This is a genomic window from Marinomonas algae (assembly GCF_047525555.1).
In the GTDB taxonomy this organism is placed as follows: Bacteria; Pseudomonadota; Gammaproteobacteria; order Pseudomonadales; family Marinomonadaceae; genus Marinomonas.
The window spans coordinates 109,878-124,899 of sequence record NZ_JBLIXK010000005.1 but is presented as its reverse complement, the minus strand read 5'-3'; the positions used below and the strand labels follow the sequence as shown (position 1 = coordinate 124,899).

Genomic DNA, 15,022 nt, shown 5'->3' with positions numbered 1-15,022 from the left:
AAATATAGATAAAAACTGTGTGTTTTGGAGGCAAAAATGCGAAATAACTTTAAAAAAAATGAATACCATCTAGATGGCATAGATACCCAGCTCATCAAGCTATTATTCGACAACGCGAGAACCCCTGTCAGCGAGCTGGCTCGCACCGTTGGCATGACCGCACCTAGCGTTAATGAGCGTTTAAAAAGACTGGAAGAAAATGGTGTGATTGCAGGTTATAGAGTCGACATCGACCCTGTGGCCTTGGGTTATAGCCTAATGGCGATTGTGCGTATGCGCCAACTCCCCGGAAAAATTCATGAACTAGAAGCACAGATTCAAGCCATACCCGAAATCGTAGAATGCGATAAAGTCACCGGAGACGACTGCTACATCGCACGCTTATACCTAAAAGACATCAGCGAGCTTGACCCAATTCTGGACAGCATTTCAGAACTCGCCGATACCAACACCGCCATCGTCAAATCTACACCCGTAAAACGTCGACTGCTGGTGTAAATTAAAGCCAACACTAGGTTGGCTTTTAAATCACTTAGAGAGATTGTTTAGAGGTTATCTAAATTACCCTTTAGCAAAAGCCGGAATCACTTCTCGTCCGTATTTCGCGATGATTTCTTCTTCGTCTCCGCTGTCTAGGTAGATGTTGAATTGCGTTGTGCCAGCCGCTTCAAGATCTTTGATTTTGGCAATATGCTCTTCAGGCGTACCTAGAACACAGAAGCTTTTCACGATGTCTTCTGTGATGAAATCTAGGAATGGGTTATCACTTTGACCGTGTTTCGAGTAGTCGTAGCCTTTACGGTTTTCAATGTAGTCCGTTAAGCTTTTTGGCACTAAACCAGAATCGGCACCGTATTTTTCAACGATGTCGGCTACGTGGTTACCGACCATCGCTGGGAACCATTTCGTGTGTTCAATACAGTAATCCATGTCGCCAAAGTAGGCTGGTGCCGCCGCTTGGACTTTGAAGTTGGACATATCGCGGCCCGCTTCTTCACCCGCTTTGATCGACTGATCCGTAAACCATTTAACAAGGTCTGGATCACCAATTTGCAGAATCACACCGTCACCCACTTGACCCGCCGTTGCCAAGGCTTTCGGGCCGTACGCGCCGATCCAAACAGGCAATTCGTAACCTGTCGCCCAAGGCAATTTCACTGGCTCAGGGCATTCGCCATATTCCACTTCTTCACCACGAACCATGGCTTTCACCTTGGTAGTGAATTCAGACAAACGCGCTAAAGTCGCTGGCTTTTTCCCCATCACTCGCATAGACGAATCACCACGACCAAGACCAATGTCGAAACGGCCATTACTTTGATGCGCCAAACTTGCGTATAAGCTGGCAGACAAAGACCAATCACGAATGTTCGGGTTCGTCACACAAGGTCCGAAACGCATATTTTTCGTATGTTCCATACACATTGCCATGGCAACAAATGACTCGCGCCAAAGAATGTGCGAATCGTAAAACCAGCAATAAGTAAAACCCGCTTCTTCCGCCTGACGAACCAAATTTCGTGCGCGGTCTGGGCTAACAAAACCTTTAAACGTGATACCAAATTCCATAATGTGTTCCTCTTGCAATAATGTTTTTAATTAGTTTTTTAAATTTCAATAACCTTTAACAAAGTATTGGTGAGCTCAGCAGTCGAACTTAATGTTCTGGTGGGCAAATACGCACACCCGCGTGACTAAACGGCACCTCTTTCGAAATATTCAAACGAATCAAGATAGGCGTCAGCGCTTCAATACAGCGGGCGCTTTCTGCCAAGCCTGCGTTGTAAGCTGTGGTTCCCATAAGTTCGATAAGCGCCATGACTTTCTTCTTCGCGTCAAGGTCATTACCACACACTAAAATGTCGCAGTTAATGGCGCGAGAAAGGTCGTTCAGGGTGACGGCAGAGACGTTATGCAAGGCGCCAACCACCGGAATGCTTTCGCCAAGCAAAGCTTGTGCGGCTTCCGTGACAGAACCTTCTTTTGGCATTTCAACGGCTTTTGGATTGCCCGGCGCCAATGGCACAACAATGTCCACCAACACTTTATCTGTGAGCAAAGGCGCTAGAGCGGTCAGTGTTGCGTCATGGCCGCTATAAGGCACAGACAAGATCACTAATTCGTCCGCCGCTTTGGTGGCGTCTTCCATGCTCATGCCTGTGATATCAGCAATGGTGCCTTTTTCGGACAGCTGCGCGGTCATTTCTGTCGCGGCGTCTTGTGCTTTTGTTGCATCACGAGAGCCCAAAACGACACTGACACCCGCCAGCGCCAGACGCAATGCGAGGCCTTTACCTTGCGGGCCTGTACCGCCGATGATTGCTACTTTACTCATACATTCCTCTTTCTTTTTATCGAATATTAATGTGTTAAATCGGTTTACGTTTCTGACTATTAACGATTGCTGCACGAAGTGATTGTTTATCTAAATAAATCTTCGTTATGAGCGCGCATCAAATCTTTGCTTGAGCTATCGGTTCTCGGCCAATCCAAACCACGGAAAACAATCACAGGCGACTTGGCACTTTTCTCCATGAGCAAGCCAGATGCGGCAGCGAGTTCGTCTGCAAAAGCCGGTGCAGTAACACTCAGCGGACGACCAAACGCATCTTCTTCCCCCAACATGTGCATCACGCCCGGCACGTTCGCCAAGCCAATCGCCACGTTGGTTTGACCTAATCGCCAAGGTCGACCAAAGGTGTCGCTGATGATGACACCCAATTCACAGCCAAAATGTTTTTCTAAAGCAAGGCAGATTTCTCGGGCGCTTTTGTCTGGGTCTTCTGGCAATAAAATCAATTGTCCCGGATGATCTGCGTTTGACTCATCGACCGCAGCATTGGCGCAGATGTAGCCATGTTTGTGTTCAGCAATAAGAACGCCTTCGTCTTGATCTGGACGTTTCATGGCGCGTACTACACGGCTTGATTGAGAAAGAATCACTTCGACTTTTCGCGGGTCTTTATTCACCGTTTTTGCCAGCTCAATGGCTTCTTCGCTTGGCGTGACGTCTTCTAAATACGCGCACGCGCCTTCGCTTTTAGACACCACTTTGTGAGCAATGACCAAAATATCGCCAGCCACCAAGGTTTGTTTTTGTGAGATAAAAGTATCAATAATTTTCTGCGCTAAATCGTCACCTTGTTGGAAATCAGGCAAGCCCATTAGACGAAACATACTCATAGAATCAGGCATATTGATGTTCCTTAACGGGTGATATAAAACACGATTTCCATGCATTGAAACGTTCAGGCGCTTGTATTACCGCTTGTTTCAAATCATCGCTTTGGTCTATGTCTAACGCCAAATCGGTGAAGTTTAATGAATGACAACTCAAGCCATTTTCAAATGCATTGCCTTTATGAAGTCTCGCGGACTGATGGCCATATTCAAATTCAATGGCGTCTGGCGGTGATGTCAGCAAGGCGTTTGTGCCACCGTCTTTTGCCACAGCAATCACCACTTCCGCGTCATCCGCGACCGTGATTAATGCTTGGATTTCATCTGGATTCAGTACGGCAATGTCACCAGGAATAATCAATTGGCTGTCATAACCAGACTGTTTAACCCAATCACAGGCAAAAGTTAACGCACCGTTTAAACCGTTTTCGCCATCATCAAATAAGGTATTGGCATCATAAGACTGAGCAAGGTCCAATACCTCTAATGATTCACTGACCACCAACACATCCAATCTAGGAAAATGCGTTTGGAAAAACGCTAAGGTGTTTTGAAAAAGGCTCAAAGATAAGCTTTCACGAGCTTCGTCCGTCATGCTGTGAGCAAGACGTTGCTTGGAACGTTGCGGGGATTTCATGGGAATCACCACGCACAATTTATCCATTAAAAAATGTGACATTAGCTTGCCCTCCTTGCGCCTTGTTTCGAGAGAGATTGAGTCAAAGCAAATTGAACAACACTGGATAACAAGTCTGATTTCTCTTCCGTGGTTTTCATTAAGGTTGGCGTGACCAAAACGTCTAGGCCTTTTTGCTCTAACCCCGTCGCCTCCTCTTGATCCACAGTGTCGATAACTAAGGCATCCAAAAACGACGCATAAGACGCATAAATACCGTTTGAATCGATGCTTTTACCTGCACTTTCGAGCATTTTATCGGCAGGTCCTTTAATGGTTTTGCCACCAATAAGTGGCGACACAGCGATGACATAAGCACCACTGCTTTCAATGGCTTGTTGGATTTCTGGCACAGCGAGAATCGCACCGATGCTGACGATCGGATTGCTTGGCGCGATCACAATAATGTCGCTGTGTGTTATCTGCGCCAACGCTTCTGGTGTCGCCACAGCATCCGAAGCGCCTTTGTATTCAATATCTAACACCTCTGGTTGGCAGTGCTCACGGACAAAAAACTCTTGAAAAGACAACCAACCTGCTGGCGTTTTAACTCGGGTTTGCACCACGTCGTTGGTTGGCAACAAAATAGGCACACTGACACCATGACGTTTTGCCAAAGCCGTCGTCACCTCACTGGCACTCACGCCTTTGGCTTTTTGACTGGTGCGATAAATATGCGTCGCTAAGTCCAAATCTCCCAGCGTCATCCAAGTGTTTTGCCCCAAAGCATTCAGCTCTTTTAACACTTGGTGAGTTTCGTTTTTGCGCCCCCAGCCTTGTACTCGGTCGATTTGATCGCCAAGGGAATAGATCAAGGTATCTATGTCTGGCGACACCCACAAACCATGAAACTCGTCATCGTCGGCAATGTTGCCAATGATGCTGGTCGCGCTGGCATATTGGCTCGCCGCCAAGCCTTCCGCCGCTTTTGCACCACCGACACCGCCCGCCAACAAGGTGATCGTTAAGTCTGCCATTAGGCCACTCCCACAATGTCGATTCGGTTAGATTGAAAAGCCGTCTTGCCATAATCTTTTACTGTGTCGTATTTGGTGTTGCGCTGAATGGCATTGAAACCGGCGGCATGAATGTTCGCCACCATATCTTCTGGGAAAACTTCTTGTCCGTGGGTTGCGCCAGCGGCTCTTGAAATACTTTCGTTCATCAAGGTGCCACCCAAATCATTTGCACCAGAGCGCAACATTTGCGTTGCCACATCTGGCCCCATTTTTACCCAAGACGCTTGAATATTGTCGATGTAACCTTGCAGCATGAGTCGCGCGATGGCGTGCATTTTGAAATGTTCGTCTCGGGTTGGGCCAGGACGCACCTTGTCAGGATTGTCGTTAAACAAACGGGTTTCGTAATGAATAAATCCAAGAGGAACAAACTCCGTAAAACCGCCCGTTTCTTTTTGAATATCACGCAATAATTTAAGGTGATTTGCCCAATGAATCGGCTGATCCACATGACCGTACATAATGGTCGACGTGGTTGGCACGCCAACCGAATGAGCGGCTTTGATGATGCGCACCCACTCTTCTGTGGTGAGTTTGTTCTTGGTTAATTGTTTGCGAACTTCTGTGTCCAAAATCTCTGCGGCTGTGCCCGGCATAGAGCCTAACCCCAAGGCTTTCAGCTCAGATAAAAATACTTCTGGTTCCAGCTTGGCCTTCTTGCAGCCGTACCAAATTTCAAACGGCGAGAAAGCATGAATGTGAATCTCTGGAACGCGTTTTTTCACCGCGATGATTAGCTCTCGGTAATAGTTCGCGTCGATGTCTGGGTGCAAACCGCCTTGAATACAGACTTCCGTTGCGCCACGTTTCCACGCTTCTTCCGCTCTGTCTGCCACTTGTTCTACACTCAAAAACTCGGCTTCTTTATCACCCTTTTCTTTGGCGAAATTACAGAATCGACACCCCATGTAACACACATTGGTGAAGTTGATATTGCGTGTAATCACAAAGGTACCTGTGTCGCCAACGCGTTTTTCACGTACCTTGTCTGCGGTATCTAACACGGCTTGAGCGTCTTCACCTTGTGTCGCAAAAAGGACACACGCTTCTTCCACACTCAGCTCTTCACCCAGTAAAGATTTTTCTAAAATGCCACGAACCGCTGGCGTAACTTGATCGGTGAATAGCGCCGGATGTATTGATTTTTCTGTGGTTAAGGTCGATAAATTCATGCGATTGCTCCTCTTACATGAGCTGCATAGCCAACCAATGATGCCGCTCTTTGTATTAAATTAGGGGTTAGGTATTTATCGTTTTGATCTTGGAAACGGGAATAAATCGTCAGACGTTCGCCCAATGAATAGCCCAAACCTTCACAAGCAGTCGCCACACTACTGATCTGCGGCCACGCACGTTCTGGGTTAATAAAATCTTTGGTAAGCGGGGAAATACCACCCCAGTCGTTGATGCCAGCATTGATGTAGCTGCCGTATTCGATCTCTAAATTAGGCGGCGCCTGTATGCTGATTTCCTCAGGGAGAATCAATCGAGCAACCGCAATCGTGCGCTTCATGTCGTCTAAATTGGGTTCTTGGCAGCCTGCCATGGCTGTGCCTTCTTTGGCACGGAAGTTTTGGATGATGACTTCTTGAATATGACCGTAAGCAAGGTGGCGATCTCGAATCGCCACAAGGCTGCGAACTCTGTCTTCCCAGCTTTCGCCAATGCCGATCAAAATTCCAGTGGTGAAAGCAATGTCCAGTTTGCCTGCTTGCTCTATCGTATCGAGGCGGCGCTTTGGTGTTTTGTCTGGGCAAGCGTAATGGGCTTGGCCTTGTTTTAATAAATCTGTGGAAACATTTTCCAGCATCATGCCCATGCTTGCGGCAACAGGTTTTAACCGTTTCAACTCATCGAATGACAAAGCGCCCGCATTCACATGAGGAAGCAAACTGGTATTGGTTAAAACATTTTCACATTGGTCATGGAGATAATCTAAGGTGTTGTCATAACCTAAATTTGCCAGTAAATCGCGGGCTTTCTGGTGACGCTCTTCTGGTCGTTCGCCCAAGCTAAACAGAGCTTCCTTACAGTCTAAAGCCTGACCTTCCCGTGCTGTTTTTAGCACCTGCTCCGGCGTCATGTAGTTGGAATGAATCGAATCTGGCGACTGAACAAAAGTGCAATAGCCGCAAGAATCACGACACATATTGGTCAGTGGAATAAAGACTTTCTTAGAATAGGTAAGCTGCTTACCCCAGTAGTTATTACGAATCTGGGACGCTTGTTGGCAGAGTGCATACAAGTCTGGCCCAGTAGCAAATTCATACGATATGGCTTCAGAAACAGAGATCATATTCACTCCAATATTTAATGAAAAATTAACTTTTTTACCATTTGGTATAAAAATTAATAGCAATCATTTGGCACGGAGTAAATCGTTTTTATTAGTGCAAAACGCGCACTAAAATTGATCTAGGGAAATAAAGTTCAGATAAGTAAAAAGTTAACCAAAAGGTTAAGATTATGAAAAATAGCACTTTTTCTGATTAAAAAATTGCTAAATTAGGCGTTATTGAAATAAGAAAAATTAAAGGAAATAGCCTTAAATTTATTTTAAATATTTTTTCTAGCACCAAGAGCGCGCATAACAAATTCTGTCACCGCTTCTTCCGCTCGTTTGAAATCATTTTGATCCAAATTATTTTTGCCTAGCAGTATTTCAATTTGAATTGAAAAATCCGCGTAGGTTTGTGTCGCAGCCCAAATAGTAAAAAACAAATGTTCTGGGTCTGTTTGGTCAATTAATCCCTTACTTATCCAAGACTTAACCAACAAAACGTCACGATCAAATTGAGGTTTTAAATGGCTGATAAGATATTCTTTTAGCATCGGCGCGCCGCTGATAATTTCATGGGCAAAGACTTTAGAACCATTAGGATAAATGCGAGAAAGTGCCATTTTTTCTTGAACATAACGACGAATGATGACTTCTGGCGTTTCTCCCTCCGTTTCCAGAAAAGAGAGCTTTTCAATCCAAATATCGAGCATCTCTTTCAGTACACGTTTGTAGAGTAACTCCTTGTTTGGAAAGTAATAAATTAGGTTTTGCTTGGAAATATTCGCGGTTTTGGCAATCGCTTCCATGGAAGAACCGCTGTAACCTTTTTCAGCAAAGACCACTTCAGCAGAACGTAGGATGCGCGCTTCTAATTCTTCACGATTTATCGACTGCTTTGTTCTTCTTACTTTTTTTTCAACCAATTTATTGTCCACTTAAAACCTCATTTGAAAAACAAAAAACAGAATCATAACGTACTGTTTTTTATATATTTTCCTAATTTTCTCTATTTAAAATCTAACACACTTATATGAATCAAACGAGTCTTTCTATTCGCTTTTGATTAAAACTTGGCCTGCTTATTGCTGACCAGAAAGACAAGTTATCTTAAATTTTTTTAGCTGTATTTTTTACCTTTTGGTAAATGATTTTGCATCGGTATTAGGAGAAAGCCATGAAAGACCTTCGTATAAATGAACAACGCCTTTGGGACTCATTAATGGAAATGGGAGAAATTGGCGGTACGGAGAAAGGCGGCTGTAACCGACTGGCAGGTACAGATCTTGATAAACAATCCCGTGACCTTTTTGTTTCTTGGTGTGAAGCCTGCGGTTGTGAAGTGGAAGTAGACAAAATAGGCAATATATTTGCTCGTCGCCCAGGAAAGAATAATGATTTACCCGCTGTTGGTACAGGCAGCCATTTAGACACTCAGCCGACAGGCGGTAAATTTGATGGTGTTTTCGGTGTGCTTTCTGGCGTTGAAGTTCTTAGAACACTTCATGAAAACAACATTGAAACACCAACACCAATGGAATTTTCTGTTTGGACAAACGAAGAAGGTTCGCGCTTCCAACCGGCGATGCAAGGTTCTGGCACTTACGTTGGTCGCTTTGACCTAGAAACTGAATTAAACAAAACCGATGTGAATGGCATTCGCCTTGGCGACGAGTTAGAACGCATTGGTTACTTAGGCGAAATGGAATTAGGCAGCCGCAACATGGGCGCATTTTTTGAAGCGCATATTGAGCAAGGCCCAATTCTAGAAGACGAAAAGAAATCCATCGGCATCGTACGCCTTGGACAAGGCATTCGCTGGTACAACGTGGAAGTCATCGGTCGCCCTTCTCACTCGGGCACAACGCCAATGCATTTGCGTAAAGACGCCATGTTAGCTGCGTCTGCCATTGTCACTGAAATGAACGCCATCGCCCTTCGCCATGAAAACGGCTTAGGCACAGTTGGCTTTATGCAGGTGTGGCCAAACTCTCGTAACACAATTCCGGGCAATGTGAAATTCAGCGCCGATCTGCGCAACCCTCGCCCAGATGTTCTATTAACCATGCATGAAGAGCTGACTACCTTTTGTGAAAAAATCGCAAAAGAGCACGATTTAGAAGTCAAACTCGACCCTTTCTGGTATTTCGCTCCAGTGGAATTCAATGCCTCAGACGATGTAAAAGCGGCAACAGAAAAACTCGGTTACAGCCACATGGACATTTACGCAGGTGCAGGTCACGACGCTTGCTACATGGCGGATTTAGTCCCAACCGGAATGATTTTCACACCTTGTTTAAACGGCATTAGCCATAACGAAGCGGAATACAGCTCACCAGAAGAATGTGCCGCTGGCGCCAATGTGCTTTTACACACTATGTTAGAAGCCAGTGAACGCATCGCGAAAGAACAAGGTTAAACAGCATTAATAAATCACACTGAGAAAAAATAATCAGTGAATCAAAAATAGAAAAAGGGGAACAACAATGACCAGTAAGTCTATTCAACAAGGCGAGTTTTATGAGTTAGAGGTCGATTCCGACCTCAAACAAAGCTCGGCATATAACGACGATTTAGCACCAACGAAAATCAAAGATCGTACTTGGAATAAATGGAATATCGCCGCGTTATGGGTTGGTATGTCAATTTGTGTACCGACTTATACATTAGGTGGTGTATTAACCGCTTACTTTGGTCTTTCCGTGATGGAAGCCCTTTTTACCATTTTGATTGCTAATGTGATCTTGTTGGTTCCACTAACATTGAACGCGTACCCAGGCACTAAATTTGGTATTCCTTTCCCTGTGCTATTGCGATCGTCGTTCGGCATTGTGGGTTCCAACATACCTTGTCTGATTCGTGGCTTTGTGGCCTGTGGTTGGTTCGGTATTCAAACCATGTTTGGTGGCTTGGCAATTCATTTATTCTTGTCTGCGATTTCTTCTGGCTGGGCAAGTTTAGGCGGCGTTGGTGAAGTGATTGGCTTCTTCGTATTCTGGGCGCTGCAAATGGTAGTGGTTATTCGCGGTTCTGAATCCATCAAATGGTTAGAGACTTTGTCTGCTCCACTATTGTTGATCGTCAGTGTTGGCTTGATGCTTTGGGCTGGCGGTAAAGTGTCTGTATCTGAAGTGCTTGCCATTCCGGCAAACCGCCCTGAAGAAGCGGGCTTTATGGGCTATTTCTTTGGTGGTCTAACAGCAATGGTTGGCTTCTGGGCAACCTTGTCTTTGAACATTCCTGATTTCAGTCGCTACGCAAAAACTCAAAAAGACCAAGTGATTGGTCAGATCATCGGCTTGCCTGTCACTATGTTCTTCTTCGCTGCTTTGGGTGTGATGTTGACAGCTGCTTCAACAACCTTGGTTGGCGAAACCATTTCTGACCCAATTTCTCTGATCGGTAAAATTGATAGCCCATTCTGGGTAGCAATTGCGATGGTTCTGATCATTATCGCAACGATTTCAACAAACACAGCGGCGAACATCGTTTCTCCAACAAACGACTTCCAAAACATCGCACCGAAATACATTAACCACACTCGTGGCGTTCTACTGACTGGTTTGGTCGGTATTCTGCTTATGGGTTGGGAACTGCTTAAGAAAATGGGCTGGTTGGAATCTGATGTGAGTGTTGAAAGCATGTACTCAAACTGGCTGTTGGGTTACTCAAGCTTGTTGGGGCCAATTGCAGGCATCATGATTGTGGACTACTTCTTCATCAAGCGTCAGCATTTGGATTTGGTCGCACTTTACACACCAAATAGCTTATACCCATCTTTCAACGTGGCAGGTTTAGCGGCTTTCGCCATTCCAGTTGCTATCACCATTCTTGCTTTAAACGTATCAGCATTAAGCTGGTTCTACAGCTACGGCTGGTTTACAGGCGCTTTCACTGGTGCCGTTGCTTATTTCCTACTTGCCAACATGCAAGCAGGCTCAGCAAAACAAGCTAGTGCAATGTCTTCTTAATGGTTTGTTCATCAGCGGCACCTCTGTGTCGCTGATTTTTATTATTAATAACCCCATTCATTTTTATTTAAAGAGGCGGCCATGAGTCTACTAATTAAAGGTGGCACTATCGTCACTCACGAAGAAACCTTCAAAGCGGATATTCTTTGTAAAGACAACAAAATCGTCGAAATTGGTAGCATTAGCAATATACCAAAAGACGCAGAAATCATTGATGCCACTGGCAAACTTATTATGCCGGGCGGTATCGATCCACACACTCACATGCAACTTCCTTTCATGGGAACTGTGGCGAAAGACGATTTCGCTTCTGGCACTGTCGCGGCCTTAGCTGGCGGCACCACAACCATTATCGATTTCGTGATTCCAAACCCTCAACAATCGTTATTGGAAGCCTACAAACAATGGCGCGAATGGGCAGAAAAAGCCCATTCCAACTACACCTTCCACGTGGCGATTACTTGGTGGGAAGACAGTGTTGCAGAAGAAATGGAAATCTTGGTGAAAGACCATGGTGTGAACAGCTTTAAACATTTCATGGCATACAAAAATGCCATTATGGCCACAGACGATATTCTCGTCTCAAGCTTTACTAAGTGCTTAGAATTAGGCGCTGTACCAACGGTTCATGCAGAAAATGGCGAGTTGGTGTATCACTTACAAAACAAATTGATGGCGGAAGGCATGACTGGCCCAGAAGCACATCCTCTCTCTCGTCCACCATCTGTAGAAGGCGAAGCGGCTAATCGTGCGATCAGTATTGCCAATACATTGGGCGCGCCAATCTATCTAGTACATGTCTCCACAGAAGAAGCCGTGGATGCAATTCGTTATGCGAAAAACAATGGTCAAACCGTCTTCGGTGAAGTCTTAGCAGGGCATTTAACTGTTGACGATAGTGTTTATCAAAACCCGGATTGGGCAACGGCGGCTGCGCATGTGATGAGCCCTCCATTCAGACCCAAAAAACACCAAGATGCGTTATGGCATGGCGTACAAAGCGGCACTTTGCAAACCACAGGAACCGATCACTGTGCTTTCTGTGCCGAACAAAAAGCCATGGGGAAAGACAATTTTGCCATGATTCCAAACGGCACCGCGGGCGTAGAAGAACGCATGATGGTGTTATGGGAAAAAGGCGTGAACGAAGGCAAAATCACACCGAACGAATTTGTGGCGCTCACTTCCACTAATACGGCGAAGGTTTTCAATATGTACCCAAATAAAGGCTGTATTCGTGTTGGCGCGGACGCGGATTTGGTCATCTGGAACCCAGAAGCTACCAAAACCATTTCTGCCAAAACTCATCATTCCAATATTGAACACAGTATCTTTGAAGGGATGGAAATTCATGGTGTGCCTGAAACAACCATCTGTAATGGCAAATTAGCGTGGCATAACAACACCTTGCTCGCTCAATCTGGTGATGGCAAATACATCGACAGACCAACTTATGCGCCTTTTTACGAATCATTGAGAAAACGTAAAGAGTTGAATAAACCTATTCCAGTGGAGCGTTAGGCCAAAAGATAAAGGGATCTGGTTAAAGTAATCAGATCCCTTTAAAACTAAAAAACAAAGTGCGCCAAGGCTTGTAGAACCACAAATGACATCAGGCCGGCTAAGATATCATCTAGCATGATTCCGAAGCCACCATGCACATGCTTATCTACCCAAGAAATCGGCCAAGGTTTTAATATGTCGAATAGGCGAAATAACACAAAGCCAAGTACGATATAAAACCAACCTGCTGGCGCGAGCCACATGGTGATCCAATATCCGACGAATTCATCCCAAACAATCCCAGAATGATCATGAACACCAAGGTCTTTAGAGGTTTTTCCGCAAAGGTAAATACCAACCAATGATGTCACAACAAGAATGGCGAGATATTCGACACTGGCTAAGTCTTGTAAAAAGAAGAAGTAAAGCGGCACGGCGGCCAAGGTTCCAAACGTTCCCGGTGCTTTCGGTGCGGCACCAGAGCCAAGGCCAAAAGCCAAAAAGTGTATCGGGTTACGCCACACCGATGCTGGAGCAGAGTTTGCCATGGGAATATCCTTTATAATGTATTTCGATAGATTTAGTCAGAGTACAACACGACTTTGGTTAGAAATGTTGCCATCCGCTGATCTCGCCATTGTACCCTTGAATACGAAAACCTTCTTCTACGATTTCGCCCACTTTGCTGCAAGGCAAGCTTAGTGTTTGAGTAATTAAAGCGATTTCAGCGGCTTGAGATTTTGGTGCGGTAAAACATAATTCGTAATCGTCACCACCCGTTAATGCCAATGTCATAGCGGCTTCTGGCTGCCATTTCATTAGTTCGGCGGAGATGGGTAAAGAATGCGCGTCTAGATTGGCACCAACGCCCGATGCTTTCAATATATGTTGAATATCCTGAGCAAGACCATCTGAAATATCCATCATGGCGTGGGCAACGCGTTTCAGCGCCATTCCGGCAATTAATCTAGGTTGAGGGCGCCAATAGCGTTCATAAAAATAATCAAATCGCTCACTCGATACTTGCAACTCACCAGTGACAATTGGCACGGCTGCAGCTGCATTTCCCAGTAAACCTGTCACGTAAATGTCGTCGCCGACTTTTGCGCCAGATCGTAAAACAGCCCTATCTGGTTCCACATAACCATGCACTTGAAGTGTAATGGTCAGCGGGCCTTTTGTTGTGTCACCACCGACCAAAGCCAAACCAATTGGCTCAGCCAATTCAGCCATGCCTTGTGCTAATCCGGCGAGCCATTGCGGGTCCGATTCTGGAATGGTTAATCCCAAGGTGAAAAAGGCGGGCTTGGCGCCCATCGCAGCAAGGTCGCTCACGCAAGTAGCTACTGCACGATAACCAATGTCTACAGGGTCTGCATCAAACGGGAAGTGACGGCCTTCTACTAAGGTGTCCATGGAAAACACCAAGCTCTGCCCTTGTGGTATTTCCACCTGAGCACAGTCGTCGCCAATACCTTGCAAGATATCGTCGCGCTGCTGGACGTTTGCCATGACGGAAGCTTGAAAGATGTTTTGTATTAACTCAAATTCTTTCAAACCGATATCCTCTACTCTCTCATCTATTACGCATTTTAATTTACCGCCAATGATAACGGGTTAAATGCAATTCAGCCATGTATAAAAAGCCCTGCTCCTAATAATGAAGCAAGGCTTAAATAAAAAATAAGACTGGGTAATACTTTCCTACATTGGGATAAACAACCTAAAAGCACATAGCATAGTGCCTTTTAAATACTCTGATAATTCAAAATTAATCTGTAATTGAATCAATTCTTTTAAACAAAAACAAATCGATAAGCCACGAGGAACAACAACATAGCCATTACACGATTCAACCACGCCATGACATTGGGGTTAGTTGCTATTTTTTTGAGACGTGAACCGCACAATAAATATGTACTTGGTGCTCCACAAGCCATGATTCCAATCACCAATGACCACAGCGCAATTTGCCCTCCTTCAACGGATATCCGAGGAAGCTGAATCGTCACAATGGGAACTATCGTCACCATCGACTTAGGGTTACAAAGCTGTAAGATCAGCCCCATTTTAAAACTCAGTTCTGTGGTTTTGCCGTTACTCGATTGCTGCTGAAAACTTGAGTGCATAATTTTCCCTGCAAGATAAGCAATATAAAGCCCTCCCAAAATAGAGATAATCGACTGATAACCTGCTGGGATGATCTCGCCGCCTAAATAACCAATTACTAAAAACCAGATAAGCATGGCAATACCAACACCTACACAATACAAAAATGCGCGCCAACCTTGCCCATTCACTCCAGCTAAAAGCGCAAGCGTATTCACGGGGCCAGGTGTGTACATAGTAACAAAGGCATAGATAATTATTTCAAGCATAAGAGTCCCTCAAATAG

15 protein-coding genes are annotated in these 15,022 nt (G+C 45.1%); 4 read left to right on the top strand and 11 right to left on the bottom strand.

The features are described 5' to 3' along the window. Positions 1 to 36: 36 nt before the first annotated feature. Complete coding sequence (locus tag ACMUMQ_RS09395; RefSeq protein WP_414681729.1) at positions 37 to 498, top strand: Lrp/AsnC family transcriptional regulator; 462 nt, start codon at positions 37 to 39, stop codon at positions 496 to 498. 63 nt (positions 499 to 561) lie between these two features. Here ACMUMQ_RS09395 and ACMUMQ_RS09390 read toward each other — a convergent pair whose 3' ends face one another. The 8 genes from ACMUMQ_RS09390 to ACMUMQ_RS09355 all read right to left on the bottom strand — a co-directional run bounded on the left by ACMUMQ_RS09390 (position 562) and on the right by ACMUMQ_RS09355 (position 8,091). After that, positions 562 to 1,569 carry a TIGR03842 family LLM class F420-dependent oxidoreductase gene (locus ACMUMQ_RS09390; RefSeq protein ID WP_414681728.1) on the bottom strand — a complete coding sequence of 336 codons (1,008 nt, stop codon included), beginning with the start codon at positions 1,567 to 1,569 and terminating at the stop codon, positions 562 to 564. An 88-nt stretch (positions 1,570 to 1,657) separates the two neighbouring features. Then, positions 1,658 to 2,335 (bottom strand): NADPH-dependent F420 reductase, encoded by a 678-nt coding sequence (gene npdG, locus ACMUMQ_RS09385; RefSeq protein WP_414681727.1) that lies wholly within the window; start codon positions 2,333 to 2,335, stop codon positions 1,658 to 1,660. Positions 2,336 to 2,421: 86 nt separating this feature from the next. After that, positions 2,422 to 3,195: a coenzyme F420-0:L-glutamate ligase gene (gene cofE, locus ACMUMQ_RS09380; RefSeq protein ID WP_347984176.1), complete on the bottom strand. Its 774-nt coding sequence runs from the start codon at positions 3,193 to 3,195 to the stop codon at positions 2,422 to 2,424. Continuing rightward, complete coding sequence (gene cofC, locus ACMUMQ_RS09375) at positions 3,188 to 3,844, bottom strand: 2-phospho-L-lactate guanylyltransferase (protein ID WP_414681795.1); 657 nt, start codon at positions 3,842 to 3,844, stop codon at positions 3,188 to 3,190. The genes cofE and cofC overlap by 8 nt, the downstream gene beginning before the upstream one ends. Positions 3,845 to 3,858: 14 nt before the next feature. Continuing rightward, positions 3,859 to 4,833 (bottom strand): 2-phospho-L-lactate transferase, encoded by a 975-nt coding sequence (cofD, locus tag ACMUMQ_RS09370; RefSeq protein WP_414681726.1) that lies wholly within the window; start codon positions 4,831 to 4,833, stop codon positions 3,859 to 3,861. Further along, positions 4,833 to 6,047, bottom strand: coding sequence for a 5-amino-6-(D-ribitylamino)uracil--L-tyrosine 4-hydroxyphenyl transferase CofH (gene cofH, locus ACMUMQ_RS09365; protein ID WP_414681725.1), 1,215 nt, complete (start codon positions 6,045 to 6,047; stop codon positions 4,833 to 4,835). Before cofH ends, cofD begins: the two co-directional genes overlap by 1 nt. After that, complete coding sequence (cofG, locus tag ACMUMQ_RS09360) at positions 6,044 to 7,171, bottom strand: 7,8-didemethyl-8-hydroxy-5-deazariboflavin synthase CofG (RefSeq protein ID WP_414681724.1); 1,128 nt, start codon at positions 7,169 to 7,171, stop codon at positions 6,044 to 6,046. Before cofG ends, cofH begins: the two co-directional genes overlap by 4 nt. Before the next feature lie 260 nt (positions 7,172 to 7,431). Next, positions 7,432 to 8,091, bottom strand: a complete 660-nt coding sequence (locus ACMUMQ_RS09355) for a TetR/AcrR family transcriptional regulator (RefSeq protein WP_414681723.1) — start codon at positions 8,089 to 8,091, stop codon at positions 7,432 to 7,434. A gap of 239 nt (positions 8,092 to 8,330) precedes the next feature. Here ACMUMQ_RS09355 and ACMUMQ_RS09350 point away from each other — a divergent pair, with 239 nt between their 5' ends. The 3 genes from ACMUMQ_RS09350 (at position 8,331) to hydA (ending at position 12,645) form a co-directional block, all read left to right on the top strand. Further along, positions 8,331 to 9,572: a Zn-dependent hydrolase gene (locus ACMUMQ_RS09350; RefSeq protein ID WP_414681722.1), complete on the top strand. Its 1,242-nt coding sequence runs from the start codon at positions 8,331 to 8,333 to the stop codon at positions 9,570 to 9,572. A gap of 67 nt (positions 9,573 to 9,639) precedes the next feature. Beyond that, the gene (locus ACMUMQ_RS09345; RefSeq protein WP_414681721.1) at positions 9,640 to 11,124 is read left to right on the top strand and encodes an NCS1 family nucleobase:cation symporter-1; all 1,485 of its coding nucleotides are present in this window, start codon (positions 9,640 to 9,642) and stop codon (positions 11,122 to 11,124) included. An 81-nt stretch (positions 11,125 to 11,205) separates the two neighbouring features. Next, the gene (gene hydA / locus ACMUMQ_RS09340; protein ID WP_414681720.1) at positions 11,206 to 12,645 is read left to right on the top strand and encodes a dihydropyrimidinase; all 1,440 of its coding nucleotides are present in this window, start codon (positions 11,206 to 11,208) and stop codon (positions 12,643 to 12,645) included. 47 nt (positions 12,646 to 12,692) lie between these two features. Here the strand turns inward: hydA and ACMUMQ_RS09335 are convergent, their stop codons facing one another. From ACMUMQ_RS09335 to ACMUMQ_RS09325, 3 genes are all read right to left on the bottom strand, one after another. Next, the gene (locus ACMUMQ_RS09335; protein WP_414681719.1) at positions 12,693 to 13,175 is read right to left on the bottom strand and encodes a phosphatidylglycerophosphatase A family protein; all 483 of its coding nucleotides are present in this window, start codon (positions 13,173 to 13,175) and stop codon (positions 12,693 to 12,695) included. Positions 13,176 to 13,233: 58 nt separating this feature from the next. Continuing rightward, positions 13,234 to 14,184, bottom strand: coding sequence for a thiamine-phosphate kinase (gene thiL, locus ACMUMQ_RS09330; protein ID WP_414681718.1), 951 nt, complete (start codon positions 14,182 to 14,184; stop codon positions 13,234 to 13,236). Between the two features lie 239 nt (positions 14,185 to 14,423). Beyond that, entirely contained in the window at positions 14,424 to 15,005 is a 582-nt protein-coding gene (locus tag ACMUMQ_RS09325; RefSeq protein ID WP_414681717.1) for a LysE family translocator, read from the bottom strand. Positions 15,006 to 15,022: the final 17 nt, after the last annotated feature.

Coding starts and splice junctions, on each gene's coding strand:
- ACMUMQ_RS09395 (WP_414681729.1), top strand. CDS start 37: ATGCGAAATAACTTTAAAAAAAATGAATACCATCTAGATGGCATAGAT.
- ACMUMQ_RS09390 (WP_414681728.1), bottom strand. CDS start 1,569: ATGGAATTTGGTATCACGTTTAAAGGTTTTGTTAGCCCAGACCGCGCA.
- npdG (WP_414681727.1), bottom strand. CDS start 2,335: ATGAGTAAAGTAGCAATCATCGGCGGTACAGGCCCGCAAGGTAAAGGC.
- cofE (WP_347984176.1), bottom strand. CDS start 3,195: ATGCCTGATTCTATGAGTATGTTTCGTCTAATGGGCTTGCCTGATTTC.
- cofC (WP_414681795.1), bottom strand. CDS start 3,844: ATGGATAAATTGTGCGTGGTGATTCCCATGAAATCCCCGCAACGTTCC.
- cofD (WP_414681726.1), bottom strand. CDS start 4,833: ATGGCAGACTTAACGATCACCTTGTTGGCGGGCGGTGTCGGTGGTGCA.
- cofH (WP_414681725.1), bottom strand. CDS start 6,047: ATGAATTTATCGACCTTAACCACAGAAAAATCAATACATCCGGCGCTA.
- cofG (WP_414681724.1), bottom strand. CDS start 7,171: ATGATCTCTGTTTCTGAAGCCATATCGTATGAATTTGCTACTGGGCCA.
- ACMUMQ_RS09350 (WP_414681722.1), top strand. CDS start 8,331: ATGAAAGACCTTCGTATAAATGAACAACGCCTTTGGGACTCATTAATG.
- ACMUMQ_RS09345 (WP_414681721.1), top strand. CDS start 9,640: ATGACCAGTAAGTCTATTCAACAAGGCGAGTTTTATGAGTTAGAGGTC.
- hydA (WP_414681720.1), top strand. CDS start 11,206: ATGAGTCTACTAATTAAAGGTGGCACTATCGTCACTCACGAAGAAACC.
- ACMUMQ_RS09335 (WP_414681719.1), bottom strand. CDS start 13,175: ATGGCAAACTCTGCTCCAGCATCGGTGTGGCGTAACCCGATACACTTT.
- ACMUMQ_RS09325 (WP_414681717.1), bottom strand. CDS start 15,005: ATGCTTGAAATAATTATCTATGCCTTTGTTACTATGTACACACCTGGC.